Raw genomic sequence first — 19,103 nt, 5'->3', positions numbered from 1 at the left:
CTTTGCCGTGCTCGTTGCCTTTGTCTGCTTCCTCCTTCAACCTATGCACGCTTTTGCGTCAACTGATAGTAATAATGATAGCATGTGTACTGCTAGTACGCAAGCGGTCGCTACGTCCAACGGAGACACCGCTGTGAAGCTAGAAACGCAAAATGCTATTTCAGATGGCATTGATGCCGGTCAGGTCGAAATAGTGACCTTGGCATCAACATCGTCTGGCAAAGCTAGTCCGGGTGATGAACCCGGCTCCTCTGGGACCGAAGGTCCAGGGGATGCAGCCAAGGCAGATAGCGCCTCCAACGAAGACTCCGCCACCGATTCGGTCGCGGGGTCTTCGTCTATTCTGGGGACGGTAAATTCCGCCGATGCTGATAGCAATCCTGATAGCGCCGATAGCGCCCAGGACACCGCCGACGAATCCGCAGGTGAGAATGCGGATTGCGATGTTGATGCCAACGTTGCGAAGCCCTCCCTGAACGACAACAAGGCTGAAGGCCCGGATAGCACGCAGACGACGACTAGCGACCAAGCTAATGCATCTGCCTCTAGCCCGGGTGTAGCCGAGGATGTGTCTATCACTCAGCCGACGACTAGCGATCAAGCTAATGCAGCTGGGAATAGCTCCTCTGTTGTCGAGGGAGGTGAAACTGTCGTAAACAATTGCGTCGATGATATATATGGTCCTGTACGCTATCTGGAATCAGCTTCTGACGAGATTTATGGACCTGTTCGTGATCTTACGCCCCAAGCTGATCCGGTCGTTACCATTCATTTGAACGAGCAGCTTACTAACTATATGTCTAACTATGGAACTGATACTCCGGAAACAGCATCTAATAACTGGAATGCCAAGGATCCCGTATATTTAAGCACGGGTGCCTTCTTTGCATTTGCGGGTGACACTATTACCTTTAGTGGCACTACTACTGCTGCTGGTGTACTGGTAAATGGTACTCAGGTTACGACAGTTGCTAACCTCAACGCACAGACCAAAAAGCTTAAGAAATATGGTACGAATATTGCAAATTGGTATGTAATTGCCTATGACAATACAAACAAGAATTGGCGTGGTTGGACGAATGTCAATCCTGTTGCTAGCGCCATCTCTTCTAACATGAGGAAGACTCAGTTCTCTGATTGGCATGCCTATCCTGTTTGGACTACGGGTGGTGCTGTTGGTGTTAGATTCGACAACTTCCAATCTAATGGTCAATTGACGTATTGGAATGAGTCTCTTGAGTATACAGAAAGGATTGAATGGCAGGCCTGCCCTGCTACACCCAATCCTGTTCCTGCAAACTATGATTTCTACGCAACGGTTGATACAGCAAAAGCTCATCCTCTACCCAAAGAGGGTATCGTGTTTGCTGATTTCTTGAATATGCTCTTTGGGTTCTATGGTGATTCTACGAGCGCGTTTAACGCAAATATTTTCAAGCCAATCATCTTCCAGCCGCAAGAGGTCAAGGAAACTCTTTCCTTTACGGTGACCTATAACCCCAATGGTGCTACTTCTGGTTCTGCTCAGACTGCCACCTACTCCGATCGTGGCGTTTTCGCAACCATGAACGGTACTGCGACGGGAACGAAACCTGAAGCTGGTTTTTCAAAGACTGGCTACACCTTTAAGGGTTGGGCTACGTCTGCAGGTGGCAGTAAGGTTATCGATTCCGCCGGCGCGATCGCTACGGCGTATCCCACGATAAACAATGGTGACACACTGCAGCTCTATGCCGTGTGGGAAATCAACCAGTACGATGTCACCATAAACTACAATAAGAATACGACTGGCAATCCTACGGGCATGCCGTCTTCCTCCACCAAGAAAGTCAACTATAACGCCACCTTCAGCGGCACTGCCGGTGCTGCGCCGTCGCTCGCCGGCTATCGCTTCGATGGCTGGGCCGAAAGCGCAAGTGGCCCCGTCGTCTACGCTGCCGGCGGCTCCATCAGCATTCCGAACGTGACGGCCAATGTGACCAAGACCCTCTACGCCAAGTGGACGCAGCTGTTCACCGTCTCGTACAACGGCAATGGCTCGACCAGCGGCTCGGCTCCGGCCTCCGCAACCGTCGCCTCGGGCGGCAGCCATACCGTCGCGGCCAATCCGTTTAGCAAGACCGGCTCCGTCTTCACGGGCTGGAACACGGCTGCCAATGGCTCCGGTACCGCTTATGCCGCCGGCGCCACCATCAGCAACATCACCTCGAACATCACGCTGTATGCGCAGTGGGCCGCAAACCCCGCCATCAGCTTTAACGCGAATAAACCCACGGGCGCTGTAACTAACGTCACTGGCACGCCCTCTAATACTACCGTTACCTATAACACGCCCTATACGCTGCCCAGCACCACTCCGAGCGTCATGGGCTACACCTTTGCGGGCTGGAATACGGCCGCCAATGGCTCTGGTACCGCCTATGCTGCCGGCGCCACGACGAGCAACATCACCACCGCCACCACCTTCTACGCGCAGTGGACCGAGCGTACGGGCTTCAGCGCCGTGTTCTACGACCAGGCTTCCGGTGCCAGCGACGGCACGGCCTACAACACGCAGGGCAGCCTCAAGTGGACCGCCAACGTGACGCTCCCGACTGCCCCCACCAAGACCGGCTACACCTTTGGCGGCTGGTTCTTCCAGAAAGACTCCAACGGCAGCGGCACCGGTACGCAGATGTCCAATGCCATGACCTTTAACAATTTGTGGAACGCCGCCAAGGGCGCGGGCCAGGCAAACGAGTCCACCACCACCATCAAGCTCTACGCCAAGTGGACCGAGAAGGACCGCGTCACCTTTACCCTGAACCCCAACGGCGGCTCCTATGGCAGCGCCGGCACTGGTGTGACCACCACGGCCAACATTCTCAATGGTGGCTCCTACACCATCCCGTCCGTGACCAACCCCACGCGCGTGGGTTACAACTTCCTCGGCTGGACCGAGACGAAGGACTCCACCACGGCAACCAGGTATCAGGCTGGTGCCACCTTCAACAACCTGACCGCATCCAAGACGCTCTACGCCCTGTGGCAGGCTGCCCAGGTGACCTTCACCTTCCAGCCGGGCGCGGCGGATGCCACCATCAAGTCTGGCGTGTCGCCCAACCCCTACACGATGACCGCCAACTACGGCAGCAACCTCAACGTGCCAGCTGGCAGCACCATCTACCAGCGCACGGGCTTCAACTTTGACAAGTGGTCCTACACCAACGCGAGCAACGCGGCGGCCACCGTCGCGAGTGGCAATACGCCCGTGGCAAACTTCAAGATCTCCTGGTCCGGTAGCTCTGCCGACGGCACCCTCAAGGGTACCGCCACGCTGACCGGCACCTGGGCTGCCTTCACCTACACCATCAGCTGGAACGCCAACGGTGGCTCGCCCAACACGAGCACGCCCAACGCCCAGCCCGAGACGGCGCTGACGCTTCCGAGCAATCCGACGCGTGCCGGTTACACCTTCAAGAAGTGGAACACGGCCGCCAACGGTAGTGGCACTGACGTTGCCGGCGGCGCCAAGGTCAAGGACGTCTTCAACCTTTCCGGCGTTAACAGCGGTGCCACGCTCACCATCTACGCACAGTGGGAGGAGAACAAGGTACAGCTGAGCTTCTACAGCGATGCCAGCTCCACCCTGCAGTTTGGCGGCAACGCCCTGGCCGATGGCAGCGTCCTGTACGTGGGTGCCGCCACGGGCGACATCTATGCCAGCGCCAGTGCAACGACGCCGACCGGCCAGAACATCTCGGCTGGCATCCGTCCCGTCATCGACAGCAATCATGAGTATTCCGTTGCCAGCGGCTCCAAGTGGACCCTGGGCAGCTACAGCGGCACGGCCGTCGCGGCTGCCAACGTGGGTGCTGGCGGCGTGCTGACCGTTCCCAAGACGAGCGGTCTCTACACTAATAACAGCTACTATCTGACCGTGTCACCCAAGGGCATCGCCTTCACCGTCGAGTACTACTTCCAGAGCACGACGAACGACACCACCTATACCATTGACGCACGTGCCACCACGAATGACACTGCACCCTTTGGCTGGACCGTCGAGGCAGGCACCACCGCCGGCACCGCGGGCAATGCCATCACCATCGTGCGCAAGTCCTTCACGGGCTTCACCTATGACGATGCCAAGACCGGCACCGCCAAGAAGATCACCATCAGCGGCACGCCCGGTGACAACGTGATCAAGCTGTACTTCAAGCGCAACGTCAACAACGTGCAGGTGAGCTATTCCGGTGACGTTCCGGCTGGCGCCGTCTACACGCCCGCCACCCAGAGCGTCAAGTACGGTGCCACCGTCAACCTGACGGCACCCTCTGCCGTGACCGGTTACACCTTTACCGGCTGGACGGTTGTCTCCGGTGGTGTCACCATCTCCGGCAACTCCTTCACCATGCCCAATAACGCCGTCGTCATCCAAGGCGTCTGGTCCAAGAACAAGTTCAACGTCACCTTCAAGAACTCCAACGCCAGCTACGGTACCCTGGGCACCCCGACGACCCAGAGCATCGACTTCGGTGACAGTCTGTCGGGCGTCCCGACGACCACCGCCAAGACGGGCTACTACTTCATTGGCTGGGAGGTCTACGAGAACTGCACGACAGCTGGCAACGAGTCTACTGGCACCAACATGGGCATCGTCTCCACCGCCGGCCTTCTGGGCACCGAAGGTGCGTCTTCGACGCCATGGACCTGCAACGGCAATGCCGTCATGATTGCCCGCTGGGGCCGCACGCTCACCATCATCTACCAGGCACCGAGCACTGGTGGCTTTACCGAAGTCAATGGCGCCATGTCGAGCGGTGTCGTGACCACGCCTGGCACGCGTTACGTTGGCCTGCAAAGTGGCTGGGATCTGCCGGAATATGGCGGTGCCCTTGACCCGGCTGGCGACCGCAATGCCGGCAACCCGAAGGCAAAGCCCGGTTATAAGTTCACGGGTTGGAAGTTTACGGGCGACGATGGCACGACGGGCTACGTCGAGGGCTACTACAACTCCGGTGTCTTCGTGCGCACGGGCGGCGACAACATGCCCGCCACCGTGACCATGACCTACGAGTTCGAGGCCGTCTACACCGAGACCACCCAGCAGCTGCACTTCGATAACCATGTGGCTAATATCTCCGGCCTCACGGGCACCGGTGCCACGGACGTGACTGCCAAGACGGGCGAGGTTGTGCCGCTGCCGCAGGATGCCACTTACAAGATGACCACCAATCCGAGCGCCTACGAGCTGCTCGGCTGGACCACCGATGCAACCTACGTAAGTGGTACGAGCACGCTCTACACCTCGACCTTCACCATGACGGCGGGTACCAAGAGCAGCATCTACAACATGGCTGGCGTTGATTACGGCTATGGCGTGACGCTGTATCCGGTCTTCCGCGAGAAGCTCGTCACCATTACCTACACCACGACCACGGGTTCTGCCTCCATGGGCACGCTCTCCAAGAACAACGAGGGCTCCAACTTTGGCATGGCCTCCGGCACGCCCGCGGGCTCCACTCCTACGGCTGGTACCGGTCATAAGTTCATCGGCTGGTTCACCGATGCTGCCGGTACTACTCCCGTGCCTGCCGGTTGGGTCGATGCCAGCAACAAGCTCACCCCGCAGGCCACTGGTGGCGTGTTTGCCAATGCCACCTACTATGCCAAGTTCGAGGCCGAGAAATACGACGTCACCTTCAAGATCGGTGACCATGGCACCTGGACCGATGGCAGCACTGCCGACAAGACCGGTCTCAAGGTCACCTACAACACCGCCGTCGGCTCTGCCAACGTGCCCGGAACCAAGGCAAACACCGGCTACGGCTTCGTGCAGTGGGTCGACGCCGACGGCAAGACCTACTCCAACGCCGCTCTTGCCAGCCTGCTCATCACCAAGCCGATGACCTTCACGGCCAAGTGGGAAGAGCGCACGGGCAACACCATCAACTACGTGGTCAACGGCGGTACGCCGCAGCCCGCGAGCCAGCAGGTGTCCTACACCGCCGTCATCAACAACGTCATGAGCAACGACGCCAAGAACGTTGCCAAGCAGGGCTACAACTTTGCCGGCTGGTACATGGATGCCGGCCTCACCAAGGCCCTCACTAATACTATGAGCTACGCCGAAGCCGTGGCCGCCGCGGGTATCACCGCCAAGGACGATGGTACCTTCGAGCTCACGCTGTACGCCAAGTGGGATGAGAAGTCCTACACCATCCACTACAACGCGCGTTACCCCGAGGGCACCAGCCCCGCCATCGCAGACAAGACCGTGACCTGGACCCAGGCCAACCTCCTCGCCTCTGGCTTCGAGACCCTGACCGTCCCCGGTTACGACTTCATCAAGTGGAGCTCCACGACGGCTGCCTCCGGCATGACCGTCAACAACTCCACCGTGTTCTCGGCCCTCTACCAGAGCCTCTTCGGCACGACCGACAACACCAAGACCGAGATCACCCTCTACGGCATCTGGGATCAGAAGAGCTTCACCGTCCGCTTCGTCGACGACAAGGGCGCTGACCTGCGCGCGCCGATGAGCGGCCTGACCTGGAATGACCAGATCGATTACTTCGACTACATCATCACCGACGGCTCCGCCTTCCTCAATGGCTGGAAGTACACGCCGGCCGGTGGCACCGAGCAGACCTGGCTCAAGACGAGCGGCAAGCTCAACGTCTCCGCCTTTGACGGCACGCCGACGCCTGCCGACGGTGCGACCTTCATCCTGACGGCCGACCTCATCAAGAACGCCCTGTTCGAGATCGAGTTCAACACCGTCGACTTCGTGGCCAACACGCCTGGTACCCTTGATCCCAATGGCATCCACAAGGTTGGCTCCGTCACGGGTTACATGACGCCGGGCACCATGGCCGACATCACCAACCTCAACACGCATGACTACATCGCCGAGTTCGAGCGTCCTGACGGTACCAACCGTAACGATCTGCTCAAGGGTTACGTGTACCAGATCGTCAACTGGCCCGCGGGCTCCGGCCGCTCCGACACCAAGACCACCTCGATTGCCGCTGACGTCGTCTCCGGCGCCAAGGTCACCTTCGTGGTCTACTGGGTCGAGAAGCAGTTCACCGTCAAGTACGACCTGGGCACGGACTCCACGGGTGCGCCCGCTCCGTCCAGCGTCGTCAAGCCCGCCGACAAGAACGTTGGCTGGAACTCCACCAACCTGACGCCGACGGGTGCCGACGTCCCCGTGTGGGATGGCCACTATCCGCCCGTGTGGCAGTACAAGAACGCCTCGGGCAACTGGATTGACGTGCCCAGCGGCGCCAAGTTCTCCGCCATCGCGCTCAACAACGACACCGTCACCAGCATCACGCTGCGTGCCAAGTGGGAGGCCAACGAGGTCACCATCACCTACACCACGCAGACCGGTGGTACGGCCAAGAGCTCCGACAACGTCATCAACGTGCCCAATCACGGCTCGGCTTCCGAGAAGGTCAACGCCGTGTCCGGTACGCCCCATGCCGTGACGGCTACCGCCAACGCCGGCTACAAGTTCATCGGCTGGTACAAGGACGGCGTGCTCGTCACCTCCGGTGCGACGCTGACCGTCACCAAGCCTGCCGGCAGTGACATCTTCACCACCGGCACCTACGAGGCTCGCTTCACCCCGCTGGGTCAGATCGACTACACCATCGAGTACTGGCTCGAGCAGCTCGACGGCACCTACGCCGAGGACCTTGCCCTCGCTCCGCGCGGCAACGGCTCCGGCGAGGAGGGTTCGACCGTCGTCGTCACCAACGCCATGAAGAAGAGCATCAAGGGCTTCACCTATACTCCTGGTGTCACCGGCTCCATCGAGACAATCGATCCGCTGACCGGTGGCCAGAAGCTCAAGCTCTACTACGTGCGCAACGCCTACAACGTGAACGTTTCCTCGGCAGCTCCGGGTGCTGACGCTCCCGAGACCCTGCCGGTCCCGAACTATCCCACCACGGGCATCACCGCCGCGACGACCGAGCAGAAGTACGGCGCGCCGCTCGTCATGCCCACCATGCCCGCGACCGACGGCTGGACCTTCAGCTGGTCCGTGAGCTACACCGAGACGGGCGCCACCACGCCGGTCACCATGACGCTGGCCAACGCCGCCAACTTCACGATGCCCGATGGTCCCGTCACCATCGTGGGTGTCTGGTCGCGCAACGGCCACAACGTCGCCTTCCGCTCCGACTCCACGCCGGGCATGGGCGGTACCGTCACCGTCAAGGCTCCGGCCACGATGCCCTTCACCGTCGCCCATGGCAAGACGCTTACCGACGCGAGCTCGACTGGCAACTCCAGCAACATCACCGTCACCCCCGACTACGACTTCGTCTTCGCGGGTTGGAGCTACGTGGGCGCTGACGGCGTGACCTACACGACGCAGAACCCCGACAGCGTCATCATCAACTGCGACACCACCTTCACCGCGATCTGGGCCCAGACCTTCTTCGTGAGCTATGGTCCCGGCAGCGGCCCCAACAACCATGGTGGCGCCGGCTTCACGAGCACCATCGTGGTCGATGACGAGGTGTCCGGTAACCCCAACGTCAACACCTTCCCGCTCATGATCGGCGGCAACGACCGCACGCAGGACGCTCCCGCGGCTGCCGGCTACCGTTTCGTGGGCTGGACCTGGAACATCAACGGCACTAAGTACTACTGGATTGCCCCGAGTGGCGCCGGTTACGACACCACTGGTCTCGGCACCGCCGGCACCATGGACTTCGAGGTTCGCAGCAACGTCGAGTTCATCGCCATCTGGGAGGCCATGGAGCAGGACCTGATCTTCTCCATCGACAGCCTCGAGGGCACCGGCACCTGGACGCCCACGGGCACCGCTGCCGGCACCACCGGTAACTACATCGTGATGCCCAAGCCGCGCACCGACCAGACCGTGACGCTGCTCACGAGCGCCGACATCACGCTTCCCAACTACTCGCTCGAGGGTTGGAAGATCTGGACCGACACCAACAACGACGGCGTCATCAGCGCCGGTGAGCTTTCCGCGACCGCCTACACCGGTACCTTCAAGATGCCGGCCCATGGCGTCATCTTCGTGCCCGTCTGGAGCTTCGATGGCCTCAAGATCAACTACGCCATCGCCAATCCGGATGGCTCCACCTACGTGCGTGGCACGCTCTCCAACTTCGTCGATCCCATCAACAACGCGTCCATGACCGTTGCCCCGGGCACCGTTGCCACGGCCAAGCCGGGTTACAAGTTCGTGGGTTGGTACCTCGACGCCGACTGCACCATCCCGCTGGGCGTCGACGAGGTCCGCGACTGGGTCAGCAACATCACGCAGGGCACCAGCGTCATCTCCTCCACCCTCAAGCCGCATCGTCCCGATGCCGGCTGGGCGCCCGTGACCTTCTATGCGAAGTTCGCTCCCGCCGCCACCGAGTACACCATTACTTACATGGGCCAGAACATCGACGGCAAGGGTTACAGCAAACTCGACTCCATCAAGTTCTCGGATATCGAGTCCGAGGGTACGGCTGACGTCATGGATTCGAGCAACCCGGCTGCCTCGCACCTGCTCGACACCACGAGCGGCCGTTACTTTGGCTACAAGTTCGTCACCGGCATCACCGGTGAGTTGCTGCGCGCCTTCGTCAAGGCCAACGGCACCACCGAGCTGATCGTCTACTACGACCGCATCCCGTACGACATCACCTACGATCTGGGCACCAACGGCTCCGCCACCGGTACCTGGACTGGCAACGCCGGCCCCTCGCAGGCCTTCGGCACCGTCACCGTCAACGTTCCGGGCGCCACGCTCGCGGGCATGAGCCTGTCTGGCTGGACCGTCACCTGGAACGACCCGACCGACGGCAGCGAGAAGACCGCCACCCTGGGTGCCGACGGTGCACACTTCACCATGCCCTTCGCGCCCGTCAAGGTCACCGCGAACTGGGCCAAGAACATGGAATTCTCCATCCTCGTCTACAAGCTCATCTACGACGAGAACGGCAAGCTTGTCGTGACCACCGAGACCATCCCCACGGGTTGGAACAACAAGTACACGACCATCGAGGGCAGCACCGTCACCATCAAGCCGGGTGCCTCGACCCTCACCATCACGGGTGCCGGCACCCAGACCAGCAGCCTGCCTGGCACGCTGCCGATGCCGAGCTGCCCGGGCTGGGCCTACGTTGCCGGCCTGTGCGATCCGTTTGGCGTGTACAGCACCGCTGGTCTTGGCGCTGACGGCGAGCCCGTTGTCCTCAAGATCTACTACGCGCCCAAGACCGGCTACGTGGTCAACTACGTCGTCGAGGTTGACGGCAAGCAGACCGGCGTCGGCAAGCGCGACGGCGTGTACTGGTACACCAACGACCTGGCCATGGAAGGCTCGCCTGCCGGCATCACCGGTTACGAGCTCGAGGGCTACGGCTGGCAGTACAAGGACGCGGCCGGCAACCTCCATGACATCACCGCTGCCATGACCTATGGCAACATCGTCAAGGGCATCCATGGCGTCGAGCGCGACTCCATCATGAGCATCACGCTGTACGCCAAGCTCAAGGCCCGCAACTACACCGTGATCTGGGGCGACGACACCAATGGCGCCGACGCTAGCTACGTCGAGATCACGAAGAAGAACAACTTCGGCTGGACGAGCAACGTGCCGCTGGACGATCCCGCGACGCTCGCCAAGTACAACAAGCCGGGTTACAAGTGGATGGGCTGGGAGGTCCGTCCCGCCGGCGGCGCCACGCCCACCAAGTACGCTCCGGGCGCGACCGTCGACCTCAAGACGCTGGCCGCCCTCCTGGGCATCAGCGACCGTGACGATGCCTCCTCGGCCAACGCCATCGTGCTCTACGCCGTGTGGGTCAAGTGGGCTCCCGTCACCATCGAGTTCTACACCAACGACGGCGGCGTCGAGAACAAGCTGCCCGACACCGTTCACTTCTCCGAGGCCGACCAGGTCGTCTACGAGGGTGCCCGCTACACCGTGAGCGAGGCCATCGTCAAGGCGCACCGCCCGATGGGCTACACCATCCCGGGCACCATGCCGAGCCTCATCGCCAAGGCCGAGGGCAACATCCTCAAGGTCGTGTACCAGGCCATCAGCGACTTCAAGCTCAACCTCGCCACCAATTATGGTGAGGAGGGCACGCTGGCCCAGATCATCACGGGCCTGACCTGGAACGAGCAGCCGGATGCCAAGGCCACGGCCGAGCCGACCCGCGTTGGCTACAGGCTGCTGGACAAGCCGGCCCGCTGGAACACCAAGGCTGACGGCTCCGGCCACAGCTTCGACGCTGACGCCACCTACGCTCAGATCGCCGCGTGGATCTTTGGCGAGGGCATCGACGACATGACCGTGCTGGAGCAGGGCCTCACGCTCTACGCCCAGTGGGTGCTCGCCAACGACTTCGAGGTCATCTACGACCTGAACAACGACCCCGAGAAGAACGGCAACGTTCTGACCGTGGTGCCCGACAACCGCACTCCGATCGACGTCGAGAACCTCAACATGCACGGCGTCGGCTGGACCGAGGGCGGCTTCGACAAGAGCAACGACGACGAGCTCGACGCTGCTCCCAATGGCTACGAGTTTGCCGGCTGGAACACCAAGGCCGACGGCACGGGCCTGCAGATTGACAACACCATGACCTACAAGCAGATCTCCGACTACCTCGACCCGAAGCACGAGCAGAAGACCATCACGCTCTATGCTCAGTGGAAGGAACTCGAGATCGAGATCACCTACACCGTCTCCAACGAGGAGCATGGCAGCATCGACCGCTTCGTCGACAAGGTGAGCGCCGTCACGCTGCAGCCCGTGGGCGAGGGTTCCTCGGCTGGCACGCAGCTGCACTCCGTGGCTACCGCCAAGCCTGGCTACCACTTCGTCGAGTGGGTCCTCGTGACGCCCGAGATGCAGGCGCAGATGATGGCGATGGCCAACAACACCTACGCCAACGTCCTCAAGATGCTGCGCGATGACAAGAGCGAGCTGTCCATCGACAAGCACGCCAACGACGGCCGCCTCTACGCCGCGACCTACATGGCCCGCTTCGAGCGAAACGCTGACGCGAGTGTCATCTACGACGCCAACGGTGGCTACGGTTCCATCGATCCGTTCTCGACTGCCCACGGCCTGAGCTTCGCCCTGGACGGTGGCAGCAACTTCGGCATGAACCACCACACGCTCAAGGGCTGGAACACCAAGGCCGATGGTACGGGCACGCACTACGAGCTCGGCCAGAGCGGTCTGGTAATGCCCGAGGAGGGCATGAAGCTCTACGCCGAGTGGGGCATCAACTCCTACGGCGTCAACGTCCTGCCTCCCAAGGATGGCGGCTCGGTCAACGTCAGCGGCACCGATGTGGTCTGGGGCGAGAAGATCCCGCAGTCCTTCATCGATGGCCTGAACCCCTGGGCTGACTGGGGCCACAGCTTCTCCGGCTGGGAGTACACGATGACCAACGCCGACACGGGTGAGGTCACCACGGGCTTCGTCAATGACCTGAGCGAGCTCACGGTACTTGGCCAGCTCGAGATCAGGCCGGTCTTCGAGGGCAGCTACGTGGTCGATGGTCCGCCGCGCACCGGTGACGAGCTCACGATGCTGACGCTCGAGGCAGTCTGCGGCATCGCGGCCCTCATGATGCTCCTGCTCGTGATCGCGCGCAGGCGCCGCGAGGAAGAGGATGAGAAGTAATGACGCGTGCTCAGAACATACAGCGCAAACTGGGGCTGCTCGCTGCGGCCCTGGTGCTGTGTCTGGGCGTGCTCGCCCTGGGCGCTCCGGCGCTCGCGTCCGCATCCGATCTGGATGCGCAGAAGCAAGGCGATATTTTGGCGTCTGAGGCCCTGAACGACACCCAGATGGGTTCGGATGAGGGTCTGAATGCCGCAAGCCCTGAGAAGGCGGATACGGCGCTCACAGACGAAAAGGCTCTCGAGAGTGCCGTAGGAGACGATTCCGAGGGCCTTGAGCAGGACGAAGAGAACGTTTCAACGGACGTGAAAACGAACGAGGACGCTGAAGCCGCCGAGAATGGCGACGAAGCCCTCGACACGGACGAGGTTTCCGAGGATGCCGAGAAGGGCGATTCCGCCGAGGCGGACGCGACCGACACGACTGACGAGAACCCTGTAGAAAATGATGAGAACACGAGCCTCGACGAGGACGGTCGCGAGCAAAATGGCGACTCCAAAAACGAGGATTCGAACAAGAACGAGGTGCCCGCTCCCGTCCAAAACGAGAGCGATGCTACCACTCCGGTGACTCCCGACAACAATGGCGAGGAGGGTGAAATATACGAATCTAGCAGCGACTTTGCAAACACTGCTATCACCCTTTCGTCTCAAGATAGCAATGCACCCCCCGGCACGCTATACGATGTGTCGCGCCCACTGGAGAGCGGACAGTACTTCATCCGGTGGGACAAAAACGACAACTTCTGGTTGGGCGAAAATGAAAATCAAATAACCAGTTTTTACAATCCGGAAATGGAAGAGGCCATCCTTTGGCAACTCACGTCCATTTCCGATGGTTCGTATGCGGGATTTTATCTTTTGCAGATTGGTCAATATTATCTCGCGCGTACCAACACTTCCGAGCTGCGCCTTGTCCTTTCCCCGGTAGATGATGCCTATTGGAACATCGTCCCGTACGTGGAAACGATTGATGGCGTGGATCACACTTATTACTATGTCTTCGATCTCTACAAGATTGACGCTCTCTCGATTCTCGTGGACGACAAGGGCATGCCGACTTCGGTCGTGTGCAACTCGTCTCACGGCATGCCGTATGGAGATGGCGAGTATCCCGGAATCGAGTGGCGCTGGATCATCGATGCGGCGGTCGAGCGCGACTGGACTATCAATTACTTTGGTAATGGCACCGAAGATGGAAGCACCGACGCTACCCAAGTCACGATTGCGCACGGCGCCACGATAGCCGATTCGGGCTTCACGCGTTTTGGCTATAGCTTCGATGGCTGGAACACCAAGCCCGATGGTAGCGGCACGGCTTATAGGGCTGGCGAGCATATCTCCGGTCTTGGCGTCCTCGCTAGTAACTATGTCATGAAGCTTTACGCGCAGTGGAAGCAGATCTTCGTGGACATCATCTACACCGTCGAGAACGGTGGCAAGGTGCAGTCCGGAAGCAGTGATAAGACCTCCACGGTGACGCAGACCGTAAGCGCGGGCGATGGCCTCATCAAGGGCAGCTCCGACAAGACCCTTGCCGGCGTCACCGCCTATCCCAACGAGGGCTACCACTTCGTGACCTGGAAGGCGAGCGGCACCTTGGGTGACATGCCCGACGCCATTCGCGACCGTGACAAGCTGACGTCTGAGGTCGTTATGGGCCTCTCGAAGTACACGGACGAGAAGACCGGTTACTCGCTCTTCCACAACATCACTCTGACAGCGATTTTCGCCACTAATACTTATACGATCAATTACGACGCAAACGGCGGCTGGGGCGAGGCTGCTCCGATGACCGTTTCCTACGGTTGCAAGGACATCCTGACCAAGGCAGCCGCCCTCAAGCGCGATCATTACCTCTTTGCGGGCTGGAACACCAGAGCCGATGGCACGGGTATCGCGCTGGGCACTGACGAGACGCTTGCCGCTCTTATCAAGGCCGGTATCCTGGCTGACAAGAACGGTGCCTCCTCCACGCTCTATGCCATGTGGACTCTTGACACTGCTGCTGACCCCAATGAGCATCCAAATGATCCGAGCACGCCGAACGTGCCTGTCACGGATCCGCTTAGGCCCACGCCGCCGGCTGATCCGAGCCTTAACGGCAGCGCCAATGGATACACGCCCTACGGCGGCCGTGGTGGCAATAGCGGCTACAGCGGTAACGGTGGCATTCCGACTGCCGAGGCAGCCGAGATTGCCGAGGCGGCTGAGGGCATGTTCGAAGTGCCCGAGGTCGAGGAAATCCAGACCATTGGCGCCGAGGACAAGGGCGTTTTCGGTGGCATTGCGGACTTCCTGTCCACCGATACCGGTAGGGTCGTGGGCACCGTCGCCGCTGTTGGCGTAGGTGTCGCGGCAGTCGCCGGCGTTGTTGGCGTTGGCCTGTCCATTGCCGGTGCCAGTGCGGGTGCTGCTGCGGCGGGAGCTGCAGGCGCTGCCGCTGCGGGTGCCGCTGGGGCAGCAAGCGCTGCAGGTGCCGCCAGTGCTGCTGGAGCTGCGGGCGCAGCTGGAGCAGGTGCTGCAGGTGCCGGTGCAGGAGCAGGCGGTTTCTTCTTCCGTCTTCGCAAGAGGATTGCGCGATTCTTTGGTTTTGGCAAAGAAGACTCCGAGGATGACGACGAGGATTCCACGGAAGAATAAAAGGTTCCTGTAACCTTTACGCGCATAGGTACGGCTAAGGAGAGAGACCCCTTGCGGGCCCCTCTTTATTTTATGGCCCCTGTTGGTTATGTGTGACAACATCATGGGTGAGTTGTTACATGTTACAACGGAGCCTGTTGGTAACGTGGTAGGTTGCTTTGAGGGCAACGCTACGTTTGTAAGGAAGTTTGGAGATGGCACAGGCTGAAACCAAACATAGAGCGGTTCAGTCAAACCGGTACCGTGCAAGACGGATCGGGTTCATTGCTGTTGCCATCGTATGTGCCGTACTCGGTATCTGGCTACTTGTCTTCAATTTCGGGCTTGCCTCGCGCACCCAGCAGGTAGCCGTGCAGTACGTGAGCACCACGCAACCCGTCGCGGATATTTTGCTCGTCATGAGCTATGACGAGTCCGAGGCCAATACGCCGCGGGCACGTGATGGCGTGCTCGACGTGATGGAGCGTAGCTCGGTCAATGTCGATGTCGTCTACATGGACGCGTACAATGCGCCGCTCGGCAGTGATGCCTACAACGCCTGGGTGAGCCAGCTTGGGCAAAAGGTTGCGCAACACGGGCGCTATGCGGCCGTGATCTGCGCCGATGACGAGGCGCTCTACTTCATGGAGAACAACCACGACAGCATGTTCCCGAGCACGCCCGTCGTGTTCTTTGGCATCAATGACTTCAACCATGCGCTGTACGCGACCTCGAGCGGGTACATGACGGGCATGGTGGAGCAAAGCTATGTCGGTTCGATGATGCAGGCGACGAAGAAGCTCATGCCTGAGGCGACGAGTTTCACCGCCATCATCGACGAGACACCTGCCGGCATTGGCAATCGCGCGCAGTTCGACAAGGCTCTTAAGTCTTTCGAGGGCATGACGGTGACGTACATCAATGCATCGCAGCTCACGCGCGAAGAGCTTGCCAGTAGTGTTGCTGGCACCAGTAAGGACACCATCGTGTTCCTGCTCGATGCGAACAATGATCGCTACGGAAACGTCTACTCACTAGATAACACCGTTGCATATATTACAGGTGCCTGCTCATGTCCTGTCTTCCGTGCCACCATCGGTGGTGTCGGGGGAGGGGTTGCGGGGTCGGCCTTCCTTGACCCGGAGAACGATGGCCAGCGGGCGGCGCAGCTTACGATTCATGTTCTCAACGGCACACGGCCTACGGAAATCGAGCTCGTGAAGGACGGTACGCTCGGTTACGTCTTCGATCAGCATGTCTTGAGCGGCTATGGGCTGTCGACATCCAACTTACCAGCGGGCAGCTCCGTCATCAACCGCAACTACTTCAGTTTCGACACGCTCATGTTGGTTCTGCTACCTGTTGCCTTATTAGCGCTCGCAGCTTTCTTCTTCGTCGCATCATTGCGTCTCGGGCGTCTCGCGACGGCTCGTAAGCCGCGCCCCGTGCCTGTTCCTGCACGGGCGGTTACCGTGCCTGAAGTGGTATCTGAGCCTGAGAAACCGCAGATCGCGCAAAGTGTGTATCGCGACGAGGTTACGGGCCATCATAATATGCAATGGCTTGCGGAATTTGCGCAGGGCTCCCAGGCTAACGATATTCGCGCGCTCGTCGAAGTCGAGATCGTTGCCTACGAAGATATCGTCGCGGCTTTTGGGCGCACCGTGAGCGAGGGACTGCTGCGCTGCGTCACCGAGCGCATGGAGGGTCTCGAGAAGGCGTTCCTTGTACGTTCCGCAGGCGCCCAGTTCTTCCTTGGCTTCGAGACCGAAGTTCCCCACGGGTCGCATCAGATTGACTTTCTCGAGTACTTGTTGCGCCAACCCGTGACAATCGACGAGGACACCATCGAGTTCGATACGCGCATGGCTGTGACGAACCGTCAGCCTGGCATGACGATGGATGACATGATCGCCGGTTCGGACTATGCGATACGCCAGGCGCGCGAGTTTGGCGGCGGCCACAGCGTCGTTTTCTACGATGACAACATGCGGCATGCGATGGAGGACGCACGTGAGATCACGGCCCTGCTTCGCATCGCGATTCGTAACGAGGACTTCGTCATCTGCTACCAACCCCAGATCGACCTGCGTCTCAATGACGTAGCCGGTTACGAGGCGCTCGTGCGCCTCAAGAACGACGAATACCCGCCTGCGCAGTTCATCCACGTGGCAGAGATGAACGGCATGATCGTCGACATCGACCGCATCGTCGCCAAGCGCGCGATCGAGCAGCTCGCCACCTGGAAGAAGCGCAACAAGCGCCTGCGTCCGATTTCGATCAACTTTTCGACTGCTCATCTCACGCGTAACGACGATTTCGTGGACTTCCTGCTCAGCGAGCTCGCGGCTAACGAGATCCCAGCCGACTACATCAAGCTCGAGATTACCGAGGGCTTCTTTAGCGCCAACAGCGATCAGGTCGAACAGGTGCTGCGTCGTCTCATCGACAACGGCGTCACGATTGCGCTCGACAAGTTCGGCGCTGGGTATAGTTCCTTCTCCGATGTGATGTCGGTGCCGGTCGCGCTCGTGAAGATCGACAAGGCCTTTGTCGACACCTTCCTCGTTGACGGTAACGACGACAACTTCGAGAATCTCGTGCGTCTGGCACACGGTCTTGGGAAGAAGGTCGTCGTTGTGGGCGTCGAGAAGAAATGGCAGATCGAGATCTGTCGTGATCTCAACTGCGACATCGTCCAGGGTTACTACTTCTCGAAGCCGCTCTCGCCCGAGAACGCTGTTCAGTACCGCCCGAGTGCCAACGCATAGAGGCTATGGCACCTGGGCGCGTTGAAGCCCGTTTCGTTCTCAAAAAGGTGTTAATTCTTTAATGACTCATTGATTGCTTGCTGCTAGGCCAGGGGAGTCGATTAAACGACGGCCTCAGAGCCGCTGTAAGGCGTTTTAAGCACATAGTTGGTCTCACTGTATCCATAGACTTCAAATCGTCTGAAAAGGGCGCTCTAAGCGCTCACAAGCCCATTTGCCAAAAACGAGCGTTGGCATGCATCGGTGCCTTTCATGTGGTGGAGGGTAGAGGAAATCATGAGCTGGTGCCTGCGAAACGTCAAGATGGATGTCCGTCCACTTGTTCCTGTGTTTTGCAGATACCAGTTTGAATCATAATAATGCAACATCTTGCTGAATAAAGACATTCATATGGAACCCATGAGAAGATAAAGGAACTGAGACCTGCGAAACCATTTTGTCAGAAGAAGTCTACAGGAGTGTCATATATTTCTTCTTGTACAAGATGTATCTTGAACTGATGATGCGAATTCTAAAGACCCTAGAAGTGGGAGCCTGTTTGATTTCTGAGCATAGGCTATATAAAATAAGCAGGAGCCAGTTAATGTAAAGGTATATTTCATAACTAGACACTATAGGCAATAAGATGCATGTCTTCTTGCAAGCTATTTTCAGTTGGAACCAGCAAATAATAACTCATTTCATCAAGTGATTCCTGCGAGTGCAGTCAAGTTAGGAAGAAATTCTCTTTAACATTAAACATGTACCTACTAGAGTTGGTTTATAGACTCCATATCTCATTAGGTATTTTCTAGAAGTAACCTGTTTAAAGATGCTATTTCATGTACCACAAATTTCAAATTTGATTGACTGAGACTAATGTCTCACATAATTGGGTGGTTTGTCGTAATTCCACAGATCTCTTCATGTCATTTTTTGGCGTAGAAAGACGCCTATTTCTCTCCTTCTCTGTGAAGCTCAGAAACCCCATCTTTCGAAGCTCTTCAGGTCTTCATTGAGGCTCTATCTTCCTTTTAGGGAAAGATAGGCGCTTTGACAACGATAATC

General features: G+C 59.0%; 3 protein-coding genes. All 3 read left to right on the top strand.

All coding sequences use genetic code 11. The annotated features are described in order from the left end of the window. The first annotated feature begins 1,360 nt into the window (after positions 1 to 1,360). On the top strand, positions 1,361 to 12,664 hold the full coding sequence (locus OIM11_07335; GenBank protein HJJ00939.1) for an InlB B-repeat-containing protein: 11,304 nt from the start codon (positions 1,361 to 1,363) through the stop codon (positions 12,662 to 12,664). Continuing rightward, the gene (locus OIM11_07330; GenBank protein HJJ00938.1) at positions 12,664 to 15,306 is read left to right on the top strand and encodes an InlB B-repeat-containing protein; all 2,643 of its coding nucleotides are present in this window, start codon (positions 12,664 to 12,666) and stop codon (positions 15,304 to 15,306) included. The genes OIM11_07335 and OIM11_07330 overlap by 1 nt, the downstream gene beginning before the upstream one ends. Positions 15,307 to 15,500: 194 nt before the next feature. Next, complete coding sequence (locus OIM11_07325; GenBank protein ID HJJ00937.1) at positions 15,501 to 18,056, top strand: EAL domain-containing protein; 2,556 nt, start codon at positions 15,501 to 15,503, stop codon at positions 18,054 to 18,056. Positions 18,057 to 19,103 lie beyond the last annotated feature (1,047 nt).

The organism is Coriobacteriaceae bacterium (assembly GCA_025992705.1).
Classification (GTDB): Bacteria; Actinomycetota; Coriobacteriia; order Coriobacteriales; family QAMH01; genus QAMH01.
The sequence above is the reverse complement of the archived record's forward strand: the minus strand, read 5'-3'. Positions and strand labels throughout refer to the sequence as shown.